This is a genomic window from Klebsiella variicola, from assembly GCF_000828055.2.
In the GTDB taxonomy this organism is placed as follows: Bacteria; Pseudomonadota; Gammaproteobacteria; order Enterobacterales; family Enterobacteriaceae; genus Klebsiella; species Klebsiella variicola.
Window position 1 is genome coordinate 541,281 of the sequence record NZ_CP010523.2, and the last position, 23,402, is coordinate 564,682.

A 23,402-nucleotide genomic window follows, 5' to 3' on the forward strand; every position below is an offset into this window, starting at 1 on the left:
GATTATCACATCACCTGTCTGTCTTCTTTTGACGCATCATCTGCGTTCTGTCGATAAACTCATGAGTCACCGGGTCGTGGTAGCGTGACGGCCAGATGACCCACGGCTGCGTTTCCAGCGCCGTGGCGATAATCAACTCGCCTTTCGGCCAGGGGCGGGTCAGGGCGTTCGCCAGCGTTGAAGAACTCAGGCCGTGCCGTCGCGACTCTGCCGCCAGCGATGTTCCCCGTTTACGTAACCCAGCAACAATATCGGCGGGATGCCAGTCGATGAACTTATCCATAAATTCTCCTGGTGTTAAAGGTCCAGATCGTCCACATGGGCGATGGGGACACTATACCCGCGTACTATGTAGGGTTCTAACAAGTTCTGTTAAGGCGCCAGAATATTCAGAATCTATCAAGATATTCGGAAGTTTAGGGAAAGAAGTGGCATTTTACTGGAACTTTCCCGCGCATCGCGCGGGAAAGGAGGGGGGATTAATGATCGCGCTGGACCGCAATATGTGCCAGTCCAATCAAAGCTTCGCGCCACGGTGTGTCCGGGAGGATCTGCAGGGCTGCAATCGCTTTATCGGCTTCTTCTTCAGCACGCTTCTGCGTCCACTCCAGCGAACCGCAGGTGGCCATGGTTTCCAGAACAGCATCCAGCAGATGGCGACCATTGCCCTGCTCGATCGCCCCGCGGATCATCGCCGCCTGATCGGGGGTGCCATGATGCATAGCATGCAGCAGCGGTAGCGTCGGTTTGCCTTCGTTCAGGTCATCACCGACGTTTTTACCGAGTCGTTCTCCGTCGGAGCTGTAGTCGAGTAAATCGTCGATCAGCTGGAAAGCGGTGCCGAGATAGCGACCATAATCCTGCAATGCGCGCTCTTCTTCCGCGGAGCAGTCGGCCAGCATTCCCGCACACTGCGAGGCCGCCTCAAACAGGCGCGCCGTCTTGCTGTAGATGACGCGCATATAGTTCTCTTCCGTGATATCCGGATCGTTGACGTTCATCAACTGCAGCACTTCGCCTTCGGCAATGACGTTCACCGCCTCCGACATGACCTCGAGGATCTTCAGTGAGCCTAGCTGGGTCATCATCTGGAAGGCGCGGGTATAGATGAAATCGCCAACCAGCACGCTGGCGGCATTGCCGAACGCCGCATTGGCCGTGGCTTTGCCGCGACGCATGTCAGACTCATCGACGACGTCGTCATGCAGTAGCGTGGCGGTATGAATAAATTCAATCAGCGCAGCAATAGTGACATGCGCGCTCCCTTGATAGCCCACCGCGCGCGCGGCAAGCACAGCAATCATCGGGCGAATGCGTTTGCCGCCGCCGCTGACGATGTAATAGCCTAACTGATTGATAAGCTGAACATCGGAGTTGAGTTGCTCAAGAATCGTCGCATTGACACCCGCCATATCTTGCGCGGTTAACTCATTGATTTTTTCTAAATTCATCGCAAAAGCCGGGCCAAATGTCCTGTTACCATGAATCCAGGTGGGATCACAGAAGGATTAAGACAGAATTAAAAGAAGATATGATTGTACTGAAAAATTGCCGTAGATAAACGTTGTCGTGAAAGTTGTGTTTTTTTTCTGCATTGATCGCTAATCGCTCTTGTCAAAGGCTCGCGTTTTGCGTAATATTCGCGCCCTATTGTGAATATTTATAGCGCACTCTGAATCACATAAAGAGGTGCGCGGAAGCGGAGTTTTATATGTACGCGGTTTTCCAAAGTGGTGGTAAACAACACCGAGTAAGCGAAGGTCAGACCGTTCGCCTGGAAAAGCTGGACATCGCAACTGGCGAAGCTGTTGAATTCGCTGAAGTGCTGATGATCGCAAACGGTGAAGAAATCAAGATCGGCGTTCCTTTCGTTGAGGGCGGCGTAATCAAAGCTGAAGTTGTTGCTCACGGTCGTGGCGAGAAAGTTAAAATCGTTAAGTTTCGTCGTCGTAAACACTATCGTAAGCAGCAGGGCCATCGTCAGTGGTTCACTGATGTGAAAATCACTGGCATCAGCGCCTAAGACCTGAGGAGTAGATTTAAATGGCACATAAAAAGGCTGGCGGCTCGACTCGTAACGGTCGCGATTCAGAAGCTAAACGTCTGGGCGTAAAACGTTTCGGCGGTGAAGCAGTTCTGGCAGGTAGCATCATCGTTCGTCAACGTGGTACCAAATTCCACGCTGGCACCAACGTTGGTTGCGGCCGTGACCACACTCTGTTCGCTTTGACTGACGGTAAAGTCAAGTTCGAAGTTAAAGGCCCGAAAAACCGTAAATTCATCAGCATCGTTGCTGAATAAGTTTTTCGCGTCCCGGTAACGGATGAAAGCCCCGCAACACGTTGCGGGGCTTTTTACATTCGTCTACTGGAAAATTTTGCAGGGAAACAGGCATGAAGCAGCAGGCTGGGATTGGCATTATTCTGGCGCTTACCACCGCGATGTGTTGGGGAGCGTTGCCGATTGCGATGAAACAGGTTCTTGAGGTGATGGAGCCGCCTACGGTGGTGTTTTATCGCTTCCTGATGGCCAGCATTGGGCTTGGCGCGATCCTCGCGATCAAAGGCAAACTGCCGCCGCTGCGAATTTTTCGCAAGCCGCGCTGGCTGGTTTTGTTAGCCATTGCCACCGGTGGCCTGTTCGGTAACTTCATTCTGTTCAGTTCTTCCCTGCAATATCTCAGCCCCACTGCTTCTCAGGTCATCGGCCAGCTATCGCCGGTGGGCATGATGGTGGCAAGCGTCGTGATTCTGAAAGAGCGCATGCGCGGTACCCAGGTGGTGGGCGCGTTGATGTTGCTCAGCGGGCTGGTGATGTTTTTCAACACCAGCCTGATTGAAATCTTTACCCGCCTGACGGATTACACATGGGGGGTAATTTTCGGCGTTGCTGCTGCAACGGTGTGGGTAAGCTATGGCGTCGCGCAAAAGGTGTTATTGCGCCGTCTGGCATCACAGCAGATACTATTTTTGCTGTACACTTTATGTACGATTGCATTACTGCCGCTCGCTAAGCCCGGGGTGATATCCCAGCTAAGCGACTGGCAACTGGCATGCCTGATTTTTTGCGGGCTAAATACCCTGGTCGGCTACGGGGCGCTGGCGGAAGCCATGGCGCGCTGGCAGGCGGCGCAGGTCAGCGCGTTAATCACCTTGACGCCACTGTTTACGCTACTGTTTTCTGATTTATTATCAATGGCCTGGCCCGATGTTTTCGCCAGACCGATGTTAAACCTGATTGGTTATCTCGGTGCGTTTGTCGTGGTTGCGGGCGCGATGTATTCCGCCATCGGCCATCGTCTTTGGGGGCGTTGGCGTAAGCGAGAGGCGGTAGTACCGCTGCCCCGCTCAGGCGAATGATTTACGGAGAGTAAAATGAAGTTTGTAGATGAAGCAACGATCCTGGTCGTAGCAGGTGACGGCGGCAATGGTTGCGTAAGCTTCCGCCGCGAAAAGTATATTCCGAAAGGCGGTCCGGACGGCGGCGATGGCGGTGACGGCGGCGATGTCTGGCTGGAAGCGGACGAGAACCTGAACACCCTGATCGACTACCGTTTTGAAAAATCGTTCCGCGCCGAACGCGGGCAGAATGGCCAGAGCCGCGACTGTACCGGTAAGCGTGGTAAAGACGTGACGGTGAAAGTGCCGGTCGGGACTCGGGTTATCGACCAGGGAACCGGCGAGACCATGGGCGACATGACCAAACACGGTCAGCGTCTGATGGTGGCGAAAGGTGGCTGGCACGGTCTGGGCAACACCCGTTTCAAATCATCCGTTAACCGCACTCCGCGTCAGAAGACCATGGGTACCCCGGGTGATAAACGCGACCTGCAGCTGGAGCTGATGCTGCTGGCCGATGTCGGGATGCTGGGGATGCCGAACGCCGGCAAATCCACCTTCATCCGCGCGGTCTCCGCCGCCAAGCCGAAAGTGGCTGACTATCCGTTTACCACCCTGGTGCCGAGCCTGGGCGTGGTGCGTATGGACAACGAGAAGAGCTTCGTGGTCGCCGATATCCCGGGGCTGATTGAAGGCGCAGCGGAAGGTGCAGGCCTTGGTATCCGCTTCCTCAAGCACCTTGAGCGCTGCCGTGTGCTGCTGCATCTCATCGACATCGAGCCTATCGATGGTTCCGATCCGGTTGAGAATGCCCGCATTATCATTGGCGAGCTGGAGAAATACAGCGAGAAGCTGGCCTCCAAGCCACGCTGGTTAGTCTTTAACAAGATTGACCTGATGGACAAAGCGGAAGCCGAAGCCAAAGCGAAGGCGATTGCCGAAGCGCTGGGTTGGGAAGATAAATTCTACCTGATCTCAGCGGCCAGCCAGCAGGGCGTGAAAGAGCTGTGCTGGGACGTGATGACCTTTATCATCGAAAACCCGATCGTGCATGTGGAAGAAGAGCAGAAGCCGGAGAAAGTCGAGTTCATGTGGGACGACTATCACCGTCAGCAGCTTGAAGAAGCCGAAGTCGAAGTGGAAGATGACGAAGACTGGGATGACGACTGGGACGAAGACGACGAAGAAGGCGTCGAATTCATCTACAAACGCTAATCCTGACTTCGCTGGATCAAAAAGGGCCGCATCTGATGCGGCCCTTTTGTTTTAGTTGTTCTGGTACAAATCTTTATACAAGCGGCTTTCAAAGCGGACCAGCGGGATGCGGCGATTACGCTGGTCGGCGGGTTCCACGGCGTAACCGGAGAGATATTGCACGAAGGCCACCTTTTGTCCGCTGGCGGTAGTGATAAAGCCTGCAAGGTTATAAACCCCCTGCAACGAACCTGTTTTCGCCGAGACTTTGCCATCCACGCCCGCCTGGTGGAGACCGGCGCGGTATTGCAGCGACCCGTCGTGGCCCGCCAGCGGCAGCATGGAGATGAAGTTGAGCTCGGTATCGTGCTGGGCGATATACTGCAGCACCTGCATCATGGTCGCCGGGGCGATCAGGTTGTGGCGCGACAAGCCAGAGCCGTCGGCGATGATCGTATTGCCGAGATCGACCCCAGCCTGTTGACGCAGGATCTGGCGTACGGCATCGGATCCTGCCCGCCAGGTGCCTGGTACGCCGAAGCGGGCGTGGCCGATGGTACGAAAGACGGTGTCGGCAATCATGTTATCTGACTTCTTCAGCATGATCCGCAGCAGATCGTGCAGTGGAGCCGACTGGGTGGTGGCTAATACCGTTCCGGGGTCATTGGCCAGCGTCTGGCGCAGCAGCGTGCCGCTATAGGTGATCCCCGCCTGGGTCAGCTCCGCTTTGAGGATCGCCCCGGCGTAGCTGGCGCCATCCTGAATGGCGAAGGCCAGCGGCAGCGGCTCGCTACGCTGCGGCAGGCAGCCAGTGAGGGTATAGCGATTGAGATCGCCTGGCACTACGTCGAGCTCGCAGTACTGTGCTTCTGCTGAGCCGCGCGCCAGCGTTCGCACCTGGCTGAACATGGTGACCGGATAATAGGACGCAACGCGAATGAAGGCGAGATCGCCCGGTTTCTGCGCGCTATACAGCGAGACAGAGAAGCAGTTACGGTCGACAATTGCGGCCGCCGGCGGGGCGCTGAAGCACTGCGTCAGGTCGTTCCACGGCCAGCCCGGCGCTTTGTCATGGCTGGCGAAGACCGAGGTATCGATGAGCACATTGCCTTCGATACGCTGCACGCCAGCTTTTTTCAGCGTCGCCACCATATTGCGAATATCCTGCCGTTTGAGCGTCGGATCGCCGCCGAAGCGCGCAATCAGATCGCCTTTCAGCACGCCGCCGTCAAGTGAGCCTTTGGTTTCCAGCGTGGTGGTAAAGCGGAAATCGGGCCCCAGCTGCAGCAGAGCCGCCAGCGCGGTGATAACCTTTTGCGTACTGGCCGGGAGCGCCATTTGCTGGCTGTGATAGTCGATTTCCGGCGTCGATGCGCCGACCTTTTGCGCCATAAAGGCAAGGTTCGCACCGGCGGGAAGCTGGTTGATGTACTCGTCAATATTCGCCGCCTGAGCGCTAAGCGCTATACCGGCAGTCAATCCGATGATAAATCTGGGAAATCGCATAATCTCGCGCTAACAACCTGAAGCCAGGCCGTCATACTACGGTGCAACGCCCAGTAAAGTAAACGATGACCCATAATGAACTTCGGGGTAAAATACCTATCAAATGAAAAATTGCTGCTGACCTGGGGAGTGTTTCCCGGGTCGGTTTCTTTTTGCTCGTGTCCTGCCTGTGGGCAGGGCAGGTGGCGGGGCGGAGCTCTCCGTTCCCTGAAGGAATGATAAAGAGGTATAACTAATGCAAGCGATTCCGATGACCTTACGTGGCGCTGAGAAACTGCGCGAAGAACTGGATTATCTGAAGTCTGTGCGTCGTCCTGAAATCATTGCCGCTATTGCTGACGCTCGTGAACACGGCGATCTGAAAGAGAATGCTGAGTATCATGCTGCGCGTGAGCAGCAGGGCTTCTGCGAAGGGCGTATCAAAGATATTGAAGCGAAGCTGTCCAATGCCCAGGTGATCGATATCACCAAAATGCCGAACAATGGCCGGGTAATTTTTGGCTCAACCGTCAGCGTGCTCAACCTCGATACCGATGAGGAACAGACCTACCGCATCGTGGGTGATGATGAAGCTGATTTTAAGCAGAATCTGATCTCCGTGAACTCGCCGATCGCCCGTGGTCTGATCGGCAAAGAGCAGGATGACGTCGTGACTATCCGTACCCCGGGTGGTGAAGTGGAATACGAAATTACTAAGGTTGAATACCTGTAAGGCGTATTTCCCGCTACGATGTTTATAGATTGTAAAGAAAGGAAAAAGGCCGCATAGCGGCCTTTTATCAACGTCAGGAGCATGGCATTTTGCTCGCCTGGCCGCAGAAATCCCTCGTTTTACACAAAGTTGTGTCGAGATTCAGGATATTCTTAGCGTGGCAGCGAGATCTTACGCTCTGGCGTTGGGCGGTACAGAACCAGCGTTTTACCGATGACCTGTACGTTACAGGCGCCGGTTTCACGTACGATGGCTTCCACGATCAAGGCTTTAGTTTCGCGATCTTCTGAGGCGATCTTCACCTTGATGAGCTCATGGTGCCCTAACGCTTGTTCGATCTCGGCCAGTACCCCTTCGGTCAAACCATTATTGCCAAGCATAACTACCGGCTTGAGCGGATGTGCCAGACCTTTCAGGTGCTGTTTTTGTTTAGTACTCAGATTCATCGTGTTTTTTTGCTTACGTTGGGATTGAAAACGGGTCATTCTACCGCCATCTCCCATATATCGCCAAACTACCGCGTCGATTTTTACGCAGTAAAGTACGATGAACCCGAACGGGAATGTTAAATGACAGGTAAAAAGCGTTCTGCCAGCTCAAGCCGCTGGCTTCAGGAACACTTTAGCGATAAATATGTTCAACAGGCACAGAAAAAGGGGTTACGTTCCCGTGCCTGGTTTAAACTTGATGAAATACAGCAAAGTGACAAAATTTTTAAGCCGGGGATGACGATAGTCGATCTCGGTGCTGCTCCCGGTGGCTGGTCGCAGTATGCGGTCACGCAGATCGGCAACAGCGGCCGCATCATCGCTTGCGATCTTTTACCAATGGATCCAATCGTTGGTGTGGACTTCCTTCAGGGCGATTTTCGTGATGAATTAGTCCTGAAAGCGTTACTTGAGCGAGTGGGCGACAGTAAAGTCCAAGTTGTCATGTCCGATATGGCGCCGAATATGTGCGGAACACCGGCGGTGGATATTCCCCGGGCTATGTATCTGGTAGAACTGGCGCTTGAAATGTCTCGTGATGTATTAGCGCCAGGTGGTAGTTTTGTAGTGAAGGTGTTCCAGGGCGAAGGCTTCGATGAGTATCTTCGAGAAATTCGCTCCCTGTTTACGAAGGTCAAAGTTCGTAAACCGGACTCTTCCCGCGCTCGTTCGCGTGAAGTGTATATTGTAGCGACCGGGCGTAAACCATAACCGGCAGATTTCAAACGAAAGTTTGAAAGAAACTGGATATAGAGTATCCTGACGCTGTTTTTAACACAGTTGTAATAAGAGGTTAATCCCTTGAGTGACATGGCGAAAAACCTAATACTCTGGCTGGTCATTGCCGTTGTGCTGATGTCAGTATTCCAGAGCTTTGGGCCCAGCGAGTCGAATGGCCGCAAGGTGGATTATTCTACCTTCCTGCAAGAGGTCAATCAGGACCAGGTTCGCGAAGCGCGTATCAACGGACGTGAGATCAACGTTACCAAGAAAGATAGTAACCGTTACACGACTTACATTCCGGTTAACGATCCGAAGCTGCTCGATAACCTGTTGACTAAAAACGTCAAAGTTATTGGCGAACCACCAGAAGAGCCAAGCCTGCTGGCTTCCATCTTCATCTCCTGGTTCCCAATGCTGCTGTTGATCGGCGTCTGGATCTTCTTTATGCGGCAAATGCAGGGCGGTGGCGGGAAGGGCGCGATGTCCTTCGGCAAAAGCAAAGCCCGTATGCTGACGGAAGACCAGATCAAAACCACTTTTGCCGACGTTGCCGGGTGTGACGAAGCGAAAGAGGAAGTCGGTGAGCTGGTGGAATACCTGCGTGAGCCGAGCCGCTTCCAGAAACTGGGCGGTAAGATCCCGAAAGGCGTCCTGATGGTCGGCCCTCCGGGTACCGGTAAAACGCTGCTGGCGAAAGCGATCGCTGGCGAAGCAAAAGTACCGTTCTTCACAATTTCCGGTTCTGATTTCGTCGAAATGTTCGTCGGTGTCGGTGCATCTCGTGTGCGTGACATGTTCGAGCAGGCTAAGAAAGCAGCGCCTTGCATCATCTTCATCGATGAAATCGACGCCGTCGGCCGCCAGCGTGGCGCGGGTCTTGGCGGTGGTCACGATGAACGTGAGCAGACCCTGAACCAGATGCTGGTTGAAATGGACGGCTTCGAAGGTAACGAAGGTATTATCGTTATCGCGGCGACTAACCGTCCGGACGTTCTGGACCCCGCGCTGCTGCGTCCAGGCCGCTTCGACCGTCAGGTTGTCGTTGGTCTGCCGGATGTTCGCGGTCGTGAACAGATCCTGAAAGTGCATATGCGTCGCGTACCGCTGGCGCCGGATATCGACGCGGCGATCATTGCGCGCGGTACCCCTGGCTTCTCTGGTGCGGACCTGGCGAACCTGGTCAACGAAGCGGCGCTGTTTGCTGCTCGCGGCAACAAACGTGTTGTTTCGATGGTTGAGTTCGAAAAAGCGAAAGACAAAATCATGATGGGTGCGGAACGTCGCTCCATGGTGATGACGGAAGCGCAGAAAGAATCGACCGCTTACCACGAAGCAGGCCACGCCATTATCGGCCGTCTGGTTCCGGAACACGATCCAGTCCATAAAGTGACGATTATCCCGCGCGGTCGTGCGCTGGGTGTGACCTTCTTCCTGCCGGAAGGCGATGCGATCAGCGCCAGCCGTCAGAAACTGGAAAGTCAGATCTCCACCCTGTACGGCGGTCGTCTGGCGGAAGAGATTATCTACGGTCCGGAACATGTTTCTACCGGCGCGTCCAACGACATTAAAGTGGCGACGAACCTGGCGCGTAACATGGTGACCCAGTGGGGCTTCTCCGACAAACTCGGTCCGCTGCTGTATGCGGAAGAAGAAGGCGAAGTCTTCCTCGGCCGTAGCGTAGCGAAAGCGAAGCATATGTCCGATGAAACCGCGCGTATCATCGACCAGGAAGTGAAATCGCTGATCGAGCGTAACTACGGTCGTGCTCGCCAACTGCTGAACGACAACATGGATATCCTGCACGCGATGAAAGATGCGCTCATGAAATATGAGACTATCGATGCGCCGCAGATTGACGACCTGATGGCTCGTCGCGATGTTCGTCCGCCGGCGGGTTGGGAAGAACCGGGTTCTTCGAATAACTCTGACAACAATGGCACGCCTCGTGCGCCGCGTCCGGTTGATGAACCGCGTACGCCGAACCCGGGCAACACCATGTCAGAGCAGCTGGGCGACAAGTAAGCTACCGCTGTTGATGTCTTGTTTTAACCTTAAAAACCCCGGGGCGCCCGCTCCGGGGTTTTTCTTTTTTTAACCTCTTCAGTCTCAGGGATTTTGTGATGAAACTTGTAGCCCAGGGCTCAACCCTCGATCTCTCTCATCCGCATGTGATGGGCATTCTTAATGTGACGCCCGACTCTTTCTCCGATGGCGGCGCTCACAACTCGCTGGTTGAGGCGGTGAAGCATGCCAATCTGATGATTAACGCAGGGGCGACCATCATTGATATCGGCGGTGAATCCACGCGGCCAGGGGCGGCTGAGGTGAGCGTAGAAGAGGAACTCGCGCGGGTGATCCCGGTTGTCGAAGCGATCGCTCAGCGCTTTGAAGTGTGGATCTCGGTGGATACGTCCAAACCGGAGGTTATCCGCGAATCGGCCCGGGCCGGGGCGCATATCATTAACGATATTCGTTCGCTGACCGAACCTGGCGCGCTGCAGGCCGCTGCGGAAACCGGGCTGCCGGTGTGTCTGATGCATATGCAGGGTCAGCCGAAAACCATGCAGGAGGCGCCGAAATATGAGGATGTCTTCGCCGATGTCGAGCGCTTTTTTGCAGAACATATTGTGCGCTGCGAGCAGGCGGGGATCGCAAAAGAAAAATTGCTGCTCGACCCGGGATTCGGTTTCGGTAAAAATCTCTCCCATAATTATCAACTGCTGGCCAGGCTGGGTGAATTTCACCACTTTGGGCTGCCTCTGCTGGTCGGTATGTCGCGTAAGTCGATGGTAGGTCAGTTGCTGAACGTCGGGCCGTCGGAACGGCTGAACGGCAGCCTGGCGTGTGCCGTCATTGCAGCAATGCAGGGCGCGCAGATAATCCGCGTCCATGATGTCAAAGAAACGGTAGAAGCGCTGCGCGTGGTGGAAGCCACCCTCGCCGCTAAGGGAAAAAAACGTTATGAGTAACCGCAAGTATTTTGGCACCGATGGTATTCGTGGCCGCGTCGGCGATGCGCCGATCACTCCGGAATTTGTGCTTAAGCTGGGCTGGGCGGCGGGGAAAGTGTTAGCGCGCCACGGCTCGCGTAAAATTATCATCGGCAAGGATACCCGTATTTCGGGCTATATGCTGGAGTCCGCGCTGGAAGCTGGGCTGGCGGCCGCGGGGCTCTCTGCGTCGTTCACCGGGCCAATGCCGACACCGGCCATCGCCTACCTGACGCGCGCATTCCGCGCCGAGGCGGGGATCGTTATTTCAGCTTCACATAACCCTTTCTACGACAACGGTATTAAATTCTTCTCCATTGAGGGCACCAAGCTGCCGGATGATGTGGAAGAGGCGATTGAAGCCGAAATGGAGAAAGAACTCACCTGCGTGGATTCGGCAGAGCTGGGCAAAGCCAGCCGTATCGTTGATGCCGCCGGGCGCTACATTGAATTTTGTAAAGGCACCTTTCCCAACGAACTGAGCCTCGGCACGCTGAAAGTGGTGGTGGATTGCGCGCACGGTGCGACCTATCACATTGCCCCCAATGTCTTCCGCGAGCTGGGCGCTCAGGTTATCGCGATGGGCTGCGAGCCTGATGGCCTCAACATCAACGAAGAGGTCGGCGCCACCGACGTGCGTGCGCTGCAGGCGCGCGTGCTGGCGGAGAAAGCCGATCTGGGTATTGCCTACGACGGCGATGGCGATCGGGTGATCATGGTTGACCATGAAGGCAATAAAGTCGATGGCGACCAGATCCTCTACATCATCGCCCGGGAAGGGCTGCGTCAGGGGCAGCTGCGCGGCGGCGCCGTGGGCACGCTGATGAGTAATATGGGACTGGAGCTGGCGCTCAAGCAGTTAGGCATCCCGTTTGCCCGCGCGAAGGTCGGTGACCGTTATGTACTGGAGATGCTGCAGGAAAAAGGCTGGCGCATTGGTGCGGAAAACTCAGGCCATGTGATCCTGCTGGATAAAACCACCACCGGCGATGGCATCGTCGCCAGTCTGCAGGTGGTCGCGGCGATGGTACGTAACCATATGAGTCTGCATGACCTTTGCAGTGGCATGAAGATGTTCCCTCAGTTACTGGTGAATGTGCGTTTTACTGAAGGCAGCGGTAACCCACTGGAGAACGAGCATGTCAAAGCGGTGACCGCAGAAGTGGAAGCAGCGTTAGGGAAACGCGGCCGTGTCCTGCTGCGTAAATCCGGAACGGAGCCGCTGATCCGCGTCATGGTGGAAGGCGAGCATGAAGATCAGGTGCACGAGTTTGCGCATCGCATCGCCGAAGCGGTAAAAAGCGTCTAAGCTTGCCGGCTAAGTGGTTAAAAAGGCGGCGCTTGCCGCCTTTTTTATGATCGAATACCGGCTTTTTGCTGTTTTTTTCTGCAGTTGATACAATGTGTCGAAATTGCCCTTGCGAAGGTCATTCGCTTTGGTTAGTATTCACACCCGCTTCAGTGGGAAACGTTAAAACGTCCCGCTTTATTGGTCGAAGCACTTGGTATGCGGCAAATCCGCAAGGAACAGGTTGATTATGTACGAAGCTCTTTTGGTTGTTTTCCTTATTGTAGCGATTGGCCTTGTTGGTCTGGTTATGCTGCAGCAAGGTAAAGGCGCTGATATGGGAGCCTCCTTCGGTGCAGGCGCTTCCGGCACACTGTTTGGGTCCAGCGGTTCTGGCAACTTCATGACCCGTATGACCGGTATCCTGGCTGCGCTGTTCTTCATCATCAGTCTGGCGCTGGGTAACATCAACAGCAACAAGACCAGTAAAGGAAGTGAGTGGGATAACCTGAGTGCACCGAAAACGGAGCAAACTCAGCCAACTGCGCCGGCTCAGCCGACCAGCGACATCCCGCACTAAGTATTCTGTACCGAGGTGGTGGAATTGGTAGACACGCTACCTTGAGGTGGTAGTGCCCTAACGGGCTTGTGGGTTCGAGTCCCATCCTCGGTACCAATATTCCAGAAAAAAGACGCTGAAAAGCGTCTTTTTTTGTTTTTGTCCCCTCCGGCCATTTAATTATAAACATCTCTTTGCTGGTTCCCTTCTTTTACTGTCGTTAAAGTCGCCTCGTCAAATTAACAGAGGTGAAGTGACATAATGAACAAGATCGGGTTGCTTATCGTCGCCGGTGTGCTCGGTTTAGCAGGGTGCAGTTCAACATCGCCCTCCCAAACGGTGGAGACGATTAATGCGCTAACGGTACCGGTATCGCACAGTGAGCCTGGGGCGACAGCGAATAATGCCCAGGCGGTGACGCGCTATTTCCAGGACAATACGGCGCTGATTGGTCGCCTTAACCATTCGTTGAAAAATCATTATTTGCAGGATGTGGAGCGCCGCGATGTGTTTGACAGACATAGTGAGGCGTACCAGGTGTATGGCGCCCTGACCCGTCTGGAGCAGATGGCGTCCATGAATGATGTTTACCGTAAAGAGAATAATGTTGCCGGTCTGCAGGAGATCAACCGCGTGCTGAAAAGCGTGCCGTTGGCCAGCTGAGAGAAGACAGGGACTGCCGGACAGCAATCCCTGTGTAAGGATTAAAAGCGGAAGTTAACCCCGGCATAGACCCCGTCGGCAAGGGTGTTGTCACGATTGCCATCTTTCCCCGCCATATCGATATAACGATAGCCTGCTTCGATATTCAGAGACGGGAGTACGTTAATACGTAATCCGGCATTGGCCTCCACATAATCATCGACGCCGCTGGACATTGAGTCCGGCGAATAATACCCCTCACCGAAGAGCGTGAAGTACTGGCCGAGGGGCAGCTCCGCGCCGCCGCCAGCGGCGATGGCGTAGCCTTCATCACCATCTTTGGGATTCAGATAGACGCCTTTACCGCCCAGCGTCATCAGAAAAGGTCCAAGGTTAAAGTTGTAGCCCATTCCCAGCCCTACGCTGTCCCCGTCATTGTCGCTGTGAGCCCACTGGGTATTGAACGTCATACCCGGTTCCCCGGCGCCAAAGCTGGCGGACAGATTGGTGAACTCGGCACCGGCTTCACCATGCAGGTTAACGGATGCGCAGACGGCGCTGCTGGCCCCCAGGGCGATCATCACGGCAAACAATTTTGGAGCAATCGACTTCATTGTTGAATTCCTTCAGATAAAAAAAAGCCCGATACGGGCGTTCGGGCAAAATTAACGGGTTCTTGGATCTCATCGTTATGGTCGCTGCAGACGGCAGGCGAGGGGGTCAACTCCCGCTACCGCTGCTCACGCCTGGCCGATTTCCGGGGCATATCCTGAGCCGGTGCAGGCCCGGCGGTTAACGCCGTGAGTGGTTGCCTGCTGGTCGAGCCCAGGGACATGTTGTCCGCCGGTAAATTCAGGTGCTCAGCATAAAATTTTTCTTTTTTTACCGTTAGCGTTTATTAATTTAAATTTAAACATTTTCAACATTGAGGCGAGTAACAACAAATAAAGGTGACTGACGCGGTCAAAATTTTTCAGGAAGTGAGGTGATGCTTTGCAAATAACCGCCGCGGGCGAAAGCAATATAACCGCCTTTCTTTAATGCTGACAAGACATTGAGAATACTGCTGCGCGACAGGTGGGTCCTGTCCTGAATATATTCAAGAATAGACACGCGCAGTCGGGTCTCTGCGGTTAATAGCATCATTTCCAGCAGATGGTTACGGATCACTGAATAGGTTCGCTGTTGCAGGACCAGATCGTCACGATATACCAGGTAAGAAGTATGATAGGCCAGCAGGCTGGTCACCTCCTCCCACAGGTTATGCTGACGAAAGAGCGCGGAAGCCAGGTCATAGTCGATGCGTAGCAGTTCGGAAGAGACTTCCGCTCGCAGGCTATGGCTGCGGCTGGGCTGTAGCATTTCCGCCACGCCGAAAAGGTGGGGCTCATAGACGGTCACCATCAATAGCTTGTCGGAATTCCGAATAATCGATAGCTCGCCTTTTTTAAAAATAAAGAGCTGGGTTTTGCCTTTATATTCCCAGGTGAGTCTTTTTCTGGCGATCGCGTTAACGGGCGTCGCGTGTGGCTCAAGCACATCGATCAGTCGGTCAATGGCCTTTTGCGGCCTGATCGGCGGTTTAATATTCATGATGTTTATCACCAGATATGAATTAATCAATTGAGGCTATTATAATCAACAATTTTGCTGACCGGGCGATAAGGAAAAAATGCCTCTTTTCAATTTTTCTGGCGCTGACAGGGAACAAAAAATAAAAAGCCGGCGGAGGGCCGCCGGCGGGGAGCAAACATCGTCAGGCGATTATTTGCCTTTGTTTTCCAGATTCTCAACCTGCGGTAAACCGGTTGCCGAGGAGGCGCTCAGCAGGCCTGACTGGGCATAGCCGAACAGCTTCTCGCGGGTATCGGTAATATCCAGATTACGCATGGTCAGCTGACCGATACGGTCTTCGGCGGTAAACATGGAATCGCCTTTTTCCATGGTCAGACGCTCTGCTTTATAGGTCAGGTTGTCTGAAACGGTATTGAGGATCGAGTAGTCGTTACCGCGACGCAGCTCAAGGGTAACTTCGCCGGTGATCTGGCTCGCGACCCAGCGCTGCAGAGAATCACGCAGCATCAGCGCCTGGGAATCGAACCAGCGTCCCTGATACAGCAGGCGGCCCAGCTGACGACCGTGGGCATGGTATTGCTCGATTGTGTCTTCGTTATGGATACCGGTCAGCAGACGCTCGTAGGCGATATGCAGCAGCGCCATCCCGGGGGCTTCATAAATACCGCGGCTTTTCGCTTCGATAATGCGGTTTTCAATCTGATCGCTCATCCCCAGACCGTGGCGGCCGCCGATGCGGTTGGCTTCCAGCATCATCTCGACGTCATCAGCGAAGGTTTTGCCATTCAGCGCCACCGGATGGCCTTGCTCAAAGCGTACGGTTACCTCTTCCGCAGGGATCTTCACGTTTTCGTCCCAGAACTTCACGCCCATAATCGGGTTGACGATTTTCACGCTGGAATTGAGGAATTCGAGGTCTTTCGCTTCGTGGGTGGCACCGAGCATGTTGGAGTCGGTGGAATAGGCTTTTTCAACCGACATCTTGTAGTCAAAGCCGCAGGCGATCATAAATTCGGACATTTCGTGACGGCCGCCGAGCTCATCGATGAAATCACTGTCCAGCCACGGCTTGTAAATCTGCAGTTCAGCATTGGTCAGCAGGCCGTAACGATAGAAACGTTCGATATCGTTGCCTTTATAGGTGCTGCCATCGCCCCAGATGTTGACGCCATCTTCTTTCATTGCCGCCACCAGCATGGTGCCGGTGACCGCGCGGCCCAGCGGCGTGGTGTTGAAGTAGGTCAACCCACCGGTGGTGTTATGGAAAGCGCCACACTGAATCGCCGCGATCCCTTCTGCGACCAGCTGTTTGCGGCAGTCGATCAGACGGGCACCTTCAGCGCCATACTCTTTCGCGCGGCGCGGAATAGCATCGTAGTCGTCTTCGTCCGGTTGACCCAGGTTAGCGGTATATGCATAAGGCACGGCGCCTTTTTTGCGCATCCATAACAGCGCGGCGCTGGTATCCAGTCCACCAGAGAAAGCGATACCAATACGTTGACCAACCGGGAGATGCTTGAGAATCGTCGTCATAAAATAAAACCCTGCTCGATAGACTGTGGTGAGTTCGACTCAACAACCTTAACTGCATTTTTATGCATTAATTGTGAGTATTCATTTAACCATCTTTTACTGGCGACAGGAAGGGCTTCATCATCTTTTTGCTAAAAAAGCCTGAAATACCAGCATAAACGGCAATCGGGGGCGATAAAAAGCATGTTGACAAAATATACTAATTGCCGATACAATTCACCCCGATTTTATGTCCCGTCTTCGGTACCAAATCCCAGCAGTATTTGCGTCTTTTGCTCAATAAGAGTAAAATATGCCACGTTTCAGGCGCGGGGTGGAGCAGCCTGGTAGCTCGTCGGGCTCATAACCCGAAGGTCGTCGGTTCAAATCCGGCCCCCGCAACCACTTTCCCATTAAGTACTTTTTCAAATATACTGTGAGGACTAAGTGTCCTTCGTAGCCGAATTTGAAAGAATTCTTGCGGAAGGTGTTCCAGATCGCCATGGCGATCTCAGGGTTCAGTTATCTAAAGCCCCGATTTATCGGGGTTTTTTGTTATCTGACTTCAGAATAACTGGGCTATACGCCCTTTTTTTATGTCTTGGGGGTGGGTTTGTCCACATTAGAGCAAAAATTGACAGAGATGCTCACAGCGCCGGTTGAAGCGCTTGGCTTTGAGCTGGTCGGCATCGAATTTATTCGCGGTCGCACATCCACACTGCGCATCTATATTGATAGTGAAGATGGCATCAACGTTGATGATTGTGCTGATGTGAGCCACCAGGTAAGCGCCGTCATGGATGTTGAAGACCCGATCACTGTCGCTTACAACCTGGAAGTCTCTTCGCCTGGTCTCGACCGTCCGATGTTCACCGCCGAACACTACCAACGTTTCACTGGCGAAGAAGTTGCGCTGGTGCTGCGCATGGCGGTTCAGAACCGTCGCAAATGGCAGGGCATTATCAAAGCGGTAGACGGTGAAATGATCACGGTAACCGTCGAAGGCAAAGATGAAGTGTTCGCGCTGAGTAACATCCAGAAGGCGAACCTGGTTCCCCACTTTTAACAGTCTGGATTGAGGTGAAAGGCCCCGATGAACAAAGAAATTTTGGCTGTTGTTGAAGCCGTTTCCAACGAAAAAGCGCTGCCGCGCGAGAAAATTTTCGAAGCGCTGGAAAGCGCGCTGGCAACGGCCACCAAGAAAAAATACGAACAAGAGATCGACGTTCGCGTAGAAATCGACCGTAAGAGCGGCGATTTCGACACCTTCCGTCGCTGGCTGGTTGTTGAAGAGGTGACTCAGCCGACGCGCGAGATCACGCTGGAAGCAGCGCGTTACGAAGATGAAAGCATGAACGTCGGCGACTATGTCGAAGATCAGATTGAATCTGTTACCTTCGACCGTATCACCACGCAGACCGCTAAACAGGTTATCGTGCAGAAAGTCCGCGAAGCCGAGCGCGCGATGGTGGTCGATCAGTTCCGCGAGCACGAAGGTGAGATCATCACCGGCGTGGTGAAAAAAGTGAACCGCGACAACATCACCCTGGATCTGGGCAACAACGCTGAAGCCGTGATCCTGCGTGAAGATATGCTGCCGCGTGAAAACTTCCGTCCGGGCGACCGCATCCGCGGCGTACTGTACGCTGTCCGTCCGGAAGCGCGTGGCGCCCAGCTGTTCGTGACCCGTTCCAAACCTGAGATGCTGATCGAATTGTTCCGCATTGAAGTGCCGGAAATCGGTGAAGAAGTGCTGGAGATCAAAGCGGCGGCTCGCGATCCGGGCTCTCGTGCCAAAATCGCGGTGAAAACCAACGACAAGCGCATCGACCCGGTTGGCGCTTGCGTCGGTATGCGCGGTGCGCGCGTGCAGGCCGTCTCTACTGAGCTGGGCGGCGAACGCATCGATATCGTCCTGTGGGATGATAACCCGGCGCAGTTCGTGATCAACGCCATGGCGCCGGCAGACGTCGCGTCTATCGTGGTGGATGAAGATAAACACACCATGGATATCGCGGTAGAAGCGGGCAACCTGGCGCAGGCGATTGGCCGTAACGGTCAGAACGTTCGTCTGGCTTCGCAGCTCAGCGGCTGGGAACTCAACGTGATGACCGTTGACGACCTGCAGGCTAAGCACCAGGCGGAAGCGCATGCCGCTATCGATACCTTCACCAAATATCTCGATATTGATGAAGATTTCGCGACAGTGCTGGTTGAAGAAGGCTTCTCCTCGCTGGAAGAGCTGGCCTATGTGCCGATGAAAGAACTGCTGGAAATCGACGGTCTGGATGAAGCCACCGTTGAAGCACTTCGTGAGCGTGCGAAAAACGCACTGACTACGCTGGCGCTGGCTCAGGAAGAAAGCCTGGGAGATAACAAACCTGCCGATGATCTGTTGAATCTGGAAGGTCTGGATCGTGCCCTGGCATTCAAACTGGCTGCCCGTGGTGTTTGTACGCTGGAAGATCTCGCCGAGCAGGGCGTTGATGACCTGGCTGATATCGAAGGGATGACCGACGAGAAAGCTGGCGAGCTCATCATGGCCGCTCGCAACATTTGTTGGTTCGGCGACGAAGCGTAATAAACTGTAGCAGGAAGGAACAGCATGACAGATGTGACTATTAAAGCGCTGGCCTCAGAGATTCAGACCTCTGTGGATCGCCTGATACAGCAATTTGCTGACGCAGGCATCCGCAAATCGGCTGATGATTCTGTGACCGCGCAAGAGAAACAAACTTTGTTGACGCACCTGAACCGTGAACACGGCTCGGCGCCCGACAAGCTGACGTTGCAGCGTAAAACACGCAGCACGTTGAATATTCCAGGTACCGGTGGAAAGAGTAAATCGGTACAAATCGAAGTCCGCAAGAAACGCACCTTTGTGAAACGCGATCCGCAAGAGGCTGAACGTCTGGCCGCGGAAGAGCAGGCGCAGCGTGAAGCGGAAGAGCAGGCCCGTCGTGAAGCTGAAGAAGCAGCGAAACGCGAGGCGCAATTAAAAGCTGAACGTGAGGCCGCAGAACAAGCTAAACGTGAAGTCGCTGATAAAGCGAAACGTGAAGCTGCGGAAAAAGACAAAGTGAGCAATCAACATACCGACGAAATGACCAAAACCGCCCAGGCTGAAAAGATCCGCCGTGAGAACGAAGCCGCGGAACTGAAGCGCAAATCGGAAGAAGAAGCACGCCGCAAACTTGAAGAAGAAGCGCGCCGTGTAGCGGAAGAAGCACGCCGTATGGCAGAAGAAAACGAAAAAAATTGGTCTGAAACCTCAGACAGCCCGGAAGATAGCAGCGACTATCACGTCACTACTTCACAGCATGCTCGTCAGGCTGAAGATGATAACGATCGTGAAGTTGAAGGCGGTCGCGGCCGTAGCCGTAGCAGCAAAGCGGCGCGTCCGGCGAAGAAAGGCAACAAACACGCTGAATCTAAAGCTGATCGTGAAGAAGCCCGTGCGGCCGTTCGCGGCGGTAAAGGCGGTAAGCACCGTAAAGGTTCCGCTCTGCAGCAGGGCTTCCAGAAGCCGGTGCAGGCCGTTAACCGTGACGTTATCATCGGCGAAACCATCACCGTTGGTGAACTGGCTAACAAGATGGCGGTGAAAGGTTCTCAGGTCATCAAAGCGATGATGAAACTGGGCGCCATGGCGACCATTAACCAGGTCATCGACCAGGAAACCGCGCAGCTGGTTGCCGAAGAGATGGGCCACAAAGTTATCCTGCGTCGTGAAAACGAACTGGAAGAAGCGGTAATGAGCGACCGTGACACCGGCGCTGCGGCTGAACCGCGCGCACCGGTCGTGACCATCATGGGTCACGTTGACCACGGTAAAACCTCGCTGCTGGACTATATTCGTTCTACTAAGGTTGCCTCCGGCGAAGCGGGTGGTATTACCCAGCACATCGGTGCTTACCACGTAGAAACCGACAACGGCATGATCACCTTCCTGGACACCCCGGGCCACGCCGCGTTTACCTCCATGCGTGCTCGTGGCGCGCAGGCGACGGATATCGTGGTTCTGGTGGTGGCGGCAGACGACGGCGTGATGCCGCAGACCATCGAAGCTATCCAGCACGCTAAAGCGGCGCAGGTACCGGTGGTGGTTGCGGTGAACAAAATCGATAAGCCAGAAGCTGATCCGGATCGCGTGAAGAATGAACTGTCCCAGTACGGCATCCTGCCGGAAGAGTGGGGCGGCGAGAGCCAGTTCGTCCACGTTTCCGCGAAAGCCGGTACCGGCATCGACGACCTGCTGGACGCGATTCTGCTGCAGGCTGAAGTTCTCGAACTGAAAGCTGTACGTAACGGTATGGCGAGCGGCGCGGTCATCGAGTCCTTCCTCGATAAAGGTCGTGGCCCGGTGGCTACCGTTCTGGTTCGCGAAGGTACTCTGCATAAGGGCGATATTGTCCTGTGTGGCTTTGAATATGGCCGCGTGCGTGCGATGCGTGACGAACTGGGTCGCGAAGTGCTGGAAGCGGGTCCGTCCATTCCGGTGGAAATCCTCGGTCTGTCCGGTGTGCCGGCTGCGGGTGATGAAGTGACTGTGGTTCGTGACGAGAAAAAAGCGCGTGAAGTGGCACTGTATCGTCAGGGCAAATTCCGTGAAGTTAAGCTCGCGCGTCAGCAGAAATCTAAGCTGGAAAACATGTTCGCTAACATGACCGAAGGCGAAGTTCACGAAGTGAACATCGTGCTGAAAGCGGACGTACAGGGTTCTGTCGAAGCGATTTCCGATTCCTTACTGAAACTGTCTACCGACGAAGTGAAAGTGAAGATCATCGGTTCCGGCGTAGGTGGTATCACCGAAACCGACGCGACCCTGGCAGCAGCATCCAACGCGATTCTGGTTGGCTTCAACGTTCGTGCCGATGCCTCTGCGCGTAAAGTTATCGAAGCGGAAAGCCTGGATCTGCGTTATTACTCCGTCATCTATAACCTGATCGACGAAGTGAAAGCGGCGATGAGCGGCATGCTGTCTCCGGAACTGAAACAGCAGATCATCGGTCTGGCTGAAGTGCGTGATGTGTTCAAATCGCCGAAATTCGGCGCCATCGCGGGCTGTATGGTTACCGAAGGGACGATCAAACGTCACAACCCAATCCGCGTCCTGCGCGACAACGTGGTTATCTATGAAGGCGAGCTGGAATCCCTGCGCCGCTTCAAAGATGACGTTAACGAAGTCCGTAACGGCATGGAATGTGGTATCGGTGTGAAGAACTACAACGACGTTCGCGTTGGCGATATGATCGAAGTGTTCGAAATCATCGAAATCCAGCGTAGCATCGATTAATCATTTGATGGCTAAGCAGCCGGGGAAGCGAAGCGCCACCCGGCAATCATTTTAAAAAGGGGCTTTTGGCCCCTTTTTTGTCTTTATTCTGGAGAACTTATTATGGCGAAAGAATTTGGTCGCCCGCAGCGTGTGGCCCAGGAGATGCAAAAAGAGATTGCCATCATCCTGCAACGTGAAATCAAAGATCCGCGTCTGGGTATGATGACCACCGTTTCCGGTGTGGAAATGTCCCGTGACCTGGCCTATGCCAAGGTGTATGTCACCTTCCTCAACGACAAAGATGAAGCCGCGGTGAAAGCGGGCATCAAAGCGCTGCAGGAAGCTTCTGGTTTTATCCGCTCCCTGCTGGGTAAAGCGATGCGTCTGCGTATCGTGCCGGAACTGACTTTCTTCTACGACAACTCGCTGGTGGAAGGGATGCGTATGTCCAACCTGGTCACCAGCGTGGTGAAACACGACGATGAACGTCGTGTGAACCCGGACGACAGCAAGGAGGACTGATGAGTCGTCCTCGTCGTCGCGGCCGCGACGTGCACGGCGTATTGTTGCTGGACAAGCCTCAGGGCGCTTCCAGCAACGATGTGCTGCAGAAAGTAAAGCGTATTTATAACGCCAACCGCGCTGGCCACACCGGCGCGCTGGATCCGCTGGCGACCGGTATGCTGCCAGTGTGTCTTGGCGAAGCGACCAAGTTTTCCCAGTATCTGCTGGACTCCGATAAGCGTTATCGCGTGATCGCCAAACTGGGCCAGCGCACGGATACCTCCGATGCCGACGGTCAGGTGGTGGAAGAGCGTCCGCTAACCTTTAGCGACGAGCAGCTGGCGGCGGCGCTGGATAGTTTCCGCGGCGAGACGCAGCAGGTACCGTCGATGTACTCGGCGCTGAAGTATCAGGGCAAGAAGCTGTACGAGTATGCTCGTCAGGGCATTGAGGTCCCGCGTGAAGCCCGGCCGATTACGGTCTATGAGCTGCTGTTTATTCGCCATGAAGGCGATGAACTGGAGCTGGAGATCCACTGCTCGAAAGGCACCTACATCCGGACGATTATCGATGATTTAGGTGAAAAGCTCGGCTGCGGCGCGCACGTGATTTTCCTGCGTCGCCTGGCGGTGAGCAAATACCCGGTTGAGCGGATGGTGACCCTCGAGCAGCTGCAGGCGCTGGTCGATCAGGCGGCAGCGCAGGATATTCCTGCCGCGCAGCTGCTTGATCCGCTGCTGATGCCGATGGACAGCCCGGCATCGGACTATCCGCTGGTGGCGATTCCGGAGACCTCCGCGGTTTACTTTAAAAACGGTAACCCGGTTCGTCAGTCAGGCGCGCCGCTTAACGGGCTGGTGCGGGTGATGGAAAACGAATCCGGCAAGTTTCTCGGCATGGGCGAAATTGACGATGAAGGCCGCGTGGCGCCGCGTCGTCTGGTGGTGGAATACCCGGCGTAAGCGCTTTTCTTGCGATAAAAGCCTGCTACGAGTAGAATATCGCCGCTTAACGTCCGCTAAAGTGTTTTAACATTTTCGGGCGTTGCATCAGGGGTCGCTGAATTAGAGATCGGCACCCTTTCTTTCTTTTA

Annotated in this window: 23 protein-coding genes and 2 tRNA genes; 18 read left to right on the forward strand and 7 right to left on the reverse strand. The window is 54.4% G+C overall.

The genetic code is table 11. The features are described from left to right. Positions 1-10 precede the first annotated feature (10 nt). On the reverse strand, positions 11-283 hold the full coding sequence (gene sfsB, locus SP68_RS02560; RefSeq protein ID WP_008806644.1) for a DNA-binding transcriptional regulator SfsB: 273 nt from the start codon (positions 281-283) through the stop codon (positions 11-13). Between the two features lie 196 nt (positions 284-479). Continuing rightward, the gene (gene ispB / locus SP68_RS02565; protein ID WP_008806643.1) at positions 480-1,451 is read right to left on the reverse strand and encodes an octaprenyl diphosphate synthase; all 972 of its coding nucleotides are present in this window, start codon (positions 1,449-1,451) and stop codon (positions 480-482) included. A 260-nt stretch (positions 1,452-1,711) separates the two neighbouring features. Between ispB and rplU the strand changes: the two genes are divergently transcribed. From rplU to cgtA, 4 genes are all read left to right on the forward strand, one after another. After that, the gene (gene rplU, locus SP68_RS02570; RefSeq protein ID WP_002918379.1) at positions 1,712-2,023 is read left to right on the forward strand and encodes a 50S ribosomal protein L21; all 312 of its coding nucleotides are present in this window, start codon (positions 1,712-1,714) and stop codon (positions 2,021-2,023) included. Between the two features lie 20 nt (positions 2,024-2,043). Continuing rightward, complete coding sequence (rpmA, locus tag SP68_RS02575) at positions 2,044-2,301, forward strand: 50S ribosomal protein L27 (RefSeq protein ID WP_002434222.1); 258 nt, start codon at positions 2,044-2,046, stop codon at positions 2,299-2,301. Positions 2,302-2,393: 92 nt separating this feature from the next. Beyond that, the gene (locus SP68_RS02580; RefSeq protein WP_008806642.1) at positions 2,394-3,359 is read left to right on the forward strand and encodes a DMT family transporter; all 966 of its coding nucleotides are present in this window, start codon (positions 2,394-2,396) and stop codon (positions 3,357-3,359) included. 15 nt (positions 3,360-3,374) lie between these two features. Beyond that, entirely contained in the window at positions 3,375-4,553 is a 1,179-nt protein-coding gene (cgtA, locus tag SP68_RS02585) for an Obg family GTPase CgtA (protein ID WP_008806641.1), read from the forward strand. 51 nt (positions 4,554-4,604) lie between these two features. On the opposite strand, the gene dacB is transcribed toward cgtA, so the two are convergent. Beyond that, positions 4,605-6,038 (reverse strand): serine-type D-Ala-D-Ala carboxypeptidase, encoded by a 1,434-nt coding sequence (gene dacB / locus SP68_RS02590; RefSeq protein ID WP_008806640.1) that lies wholly within the window; start codon positions 6,036-6,038, stop codon positions 4,605-4,607. A 235-nt stretch (positions 6,039-6,273) separates the two neighbouring features. Between dacB and greA the strand changes: the two genes are divergently transcribed. Then, positions 6,274-6,750, forward strand: coding sequence for a transcription elongation factor GreA (gene greA, locus SP68_RS02595; protein WP_008806639.1), 477 nt, complete (start codon positions 6,274-6,276; stop codon positions 6,748-6,750). Positions 6,751-6,902: 152 nt separating this feature from the next. Here the strand turns inward: greA and yhbY are convergent, their stop codons facing one another. Beyond that, positions 6,903-7,196, reverse strand: coding sequence for a ribosome assembly RNA-binding protein YhbY (yhbY, locus tag SP68_RS02600; protein ID WP_002918374.1), 294 nt, complete (start codon positions 7,194-7,196; stop codon positions 6,903-6,905). 123 nt (positions 7,197-7,319) lie between these two features. On the opposite strand from yhbY, the gene rlmE reads away from it, so the two are divergent. The 7 genes from rlmE (at position 7,320) to SP68_RS28075 (ending at position 13,461) form a co-directional block, all read left to right on the forward strand. Beyond that, on the forward strand, positions 7,320-7,949 hold the full coding sequence (rlmE, locus tag SP68_RS02605) for a 23S rRNA (uridine(2552)-2'-O)-methyltransferase RlmE (protein ID WP_008806638.1): 630 nt from the start codon (positions 7,320-7,322) through the stop codon (positions 7,947-7,949). A gap of 99 nt (positions 7,950-8,048) precedes the next feature. Further along, complete coding sequence (gene ftsH, locus SP68_RS02610; RefSeq protein ID WP_008806637.1) at positions 8,049-9,983, forward strand: ATP-dependent zinc metalloprotease FtsH; 1,935 nt, start codon at positions 8,049-8,051, stop codon at positions 9,981-9,983. 98 nt (positions 9,984-10,081) lie between these two features. Further along, on the forward strand, positions 10,082-10,930 hold the full coding sequence (gene folP / locus SP68_RS02615) for a dihydropteroate synthase (protein ID WP_012540474.1): 849 nt from the start codon (positions 10,082-10,084) through the stop codon (positions 10,928-10,930). Then, on the forward strand, positions 10,923-12,260 hold the full coding sequence (gene glmM, locus SP68_RS02620) for a phosphoglucosamine mutase (protein WP_002918370.1): 1,338 nt from the start codon (positions 10,923-10,925) through the stop codon (positions 12,258-12,260). Before folP ends, glmM begins: the two co-directional genes overlap by 8 nt. 229 nt (positions 12,261-12,489) lie before the next feature. Beyond that, positions 12,490-12,819: a preprotein translocase subunit SecG gene (gene secG / locus SP68_RS02625; protein ID WP_002918369.1), complete on the forward strand. Its 330-nt coding sequence runs from the start codon at positions 12,490-12,492 to the stop codon at positions 12,817-12,819. A 9-nt stretch (positions 12,820-12,828) separates the two neighbouring features. After that, positions 12,829-12,915, forward strand: a tRNA-Leu gene (locus tag SP68_RS02630). 297 nt (positions 12,916-13,212) lie between these two features. Continuing rightward, entirely contained in the window at positions 13,213-13,461 is a 249-nt protein-coding gene (locus SP68_RS28075; RefSeq protein ID WP_162493299.1) for a hypothetical protein, read from the forward strand. A 41-nt stretch (positions 13,462-13,502) separates the two neighbouring features. Here the strand turns inward: SP68_RS28075 and SP68_RS02640 are convergent, their stop codons facing one another. From SP68_RS02640 to argG, 3 genes are all read right to left on the reverse strand, one after another. Beyond that, the gene (locus SP68_RS02640) at positions 13,503-14,054 is read right to left on the reverse strand and encodes a YfaZ family outer membrane protein (protein ID WP_032731310.1); all 552 of its coding nucleotides are present in this window, start codon (positions 14,052-14,054) and stop codon (positions 13,503-13,505) included. A gap of 349 nt (positions 14,055-14,403) precedes the next feature. Further along, positions 14,404-15,033, reverse strand: coding sequence for a winged helix-turn-helix transcriptional regulator (locus SP68_RS02645; protein ID WP_012540476.1), 630 nt, complete (start codon positions 15,031-15,033; stop codon positions 14,404-14,406). Positions 15,034-15,204: 171 nt separating this feature from the next. Continuing rightward, positions 15,205-16,548, reverse strand: a complete 1,344-nt coding sequence (argG, locus tag SP68_RS02650; RefSeq protein WP_008806631.1) for an argininosuccinate synthase — start codon at positions 16,546-16,548, stop codon at positions 15,205-15,207. 307 nt (positions 16,549-16,855) lie between these two features. Between argG and SP68_RS02655 the strand changes: the two genes are divergently transcribed. From SP68_RS02655 to truB, 6 genes are all read left to right on the forward strand, one after another. Further along, positions 16,856-16,932 (forward strand) — tRNA-Met (locus tag SP68_RS02655). A 208-nt stretch (positions 16,933-17,140) separates the two neighbouring features. Beyond that, on the forward strand, positions 17,141-17,593 hold the full coding sequence (rimP, locus tag SP68_RS02660) for a ribosome maturation factor RimP (protein ID WP_002918364.1): 453 nt from the start codon (positions 17,141-17,143) through the stop codon (positions 17,591-17,593). A gap of 27 nt (positions 17,594-17,620) precedes the next feature. Further along, entirely contained in the window at positions 17,621-19,108 is a 1,488-nt protein-coding gene (nusA, locus tag SP68_RS02665; RefSeq protein WP_008806630.1) for a transcription termination factor NusA, read from the forward strand. A 24-nt stretch (positions 19,109-19,132) separates the two neighbouring features. Further along, positions 19,133-21,823 (forward strand): translation initiation factor IF-2, encoded by a 2,691-nt coding sequence (infB, locus tag SP68_RS02670; RefSeq protein WP_040968903.1) that lies wholly within the window; start codon positions 19,133-19,135, stop codon positions 21,821-21,823. A gap of 102 nt (positions 21,824-21,925) precedes the next feature. Then, the gene (gene rbfA, locus SP68_RS02675; RefSeq protein WP_002918248.1) at positions 21,926-22,327 is read left to right on the forward strand and encodes a 30S ribosome-binding factor RbfA; all 402 of its coding nucleotides are present in this window, start codon (positions 21,926-21,928) and stop codon (positions 22,325-22,327) included. Then, the gene (truB, locus tag SP68_RS02680) at positions 22,327-23,271 is read left to right on the forward strand and encodes a tRNA pseudouridine(55) synthase TruB (RefSeq protein ID WP_008806628.1); all 945 of its coding nucleotides are present in this window, start codon (positions 22,327-22,329) and stop codon (positions 23,269-23,271) included. The genes rbfA and truB overlap by 1 nt, the downstream gene beginning before the upstream one ends. Positions 23,272-23,402: the final 131 nt, after the last annotated feature.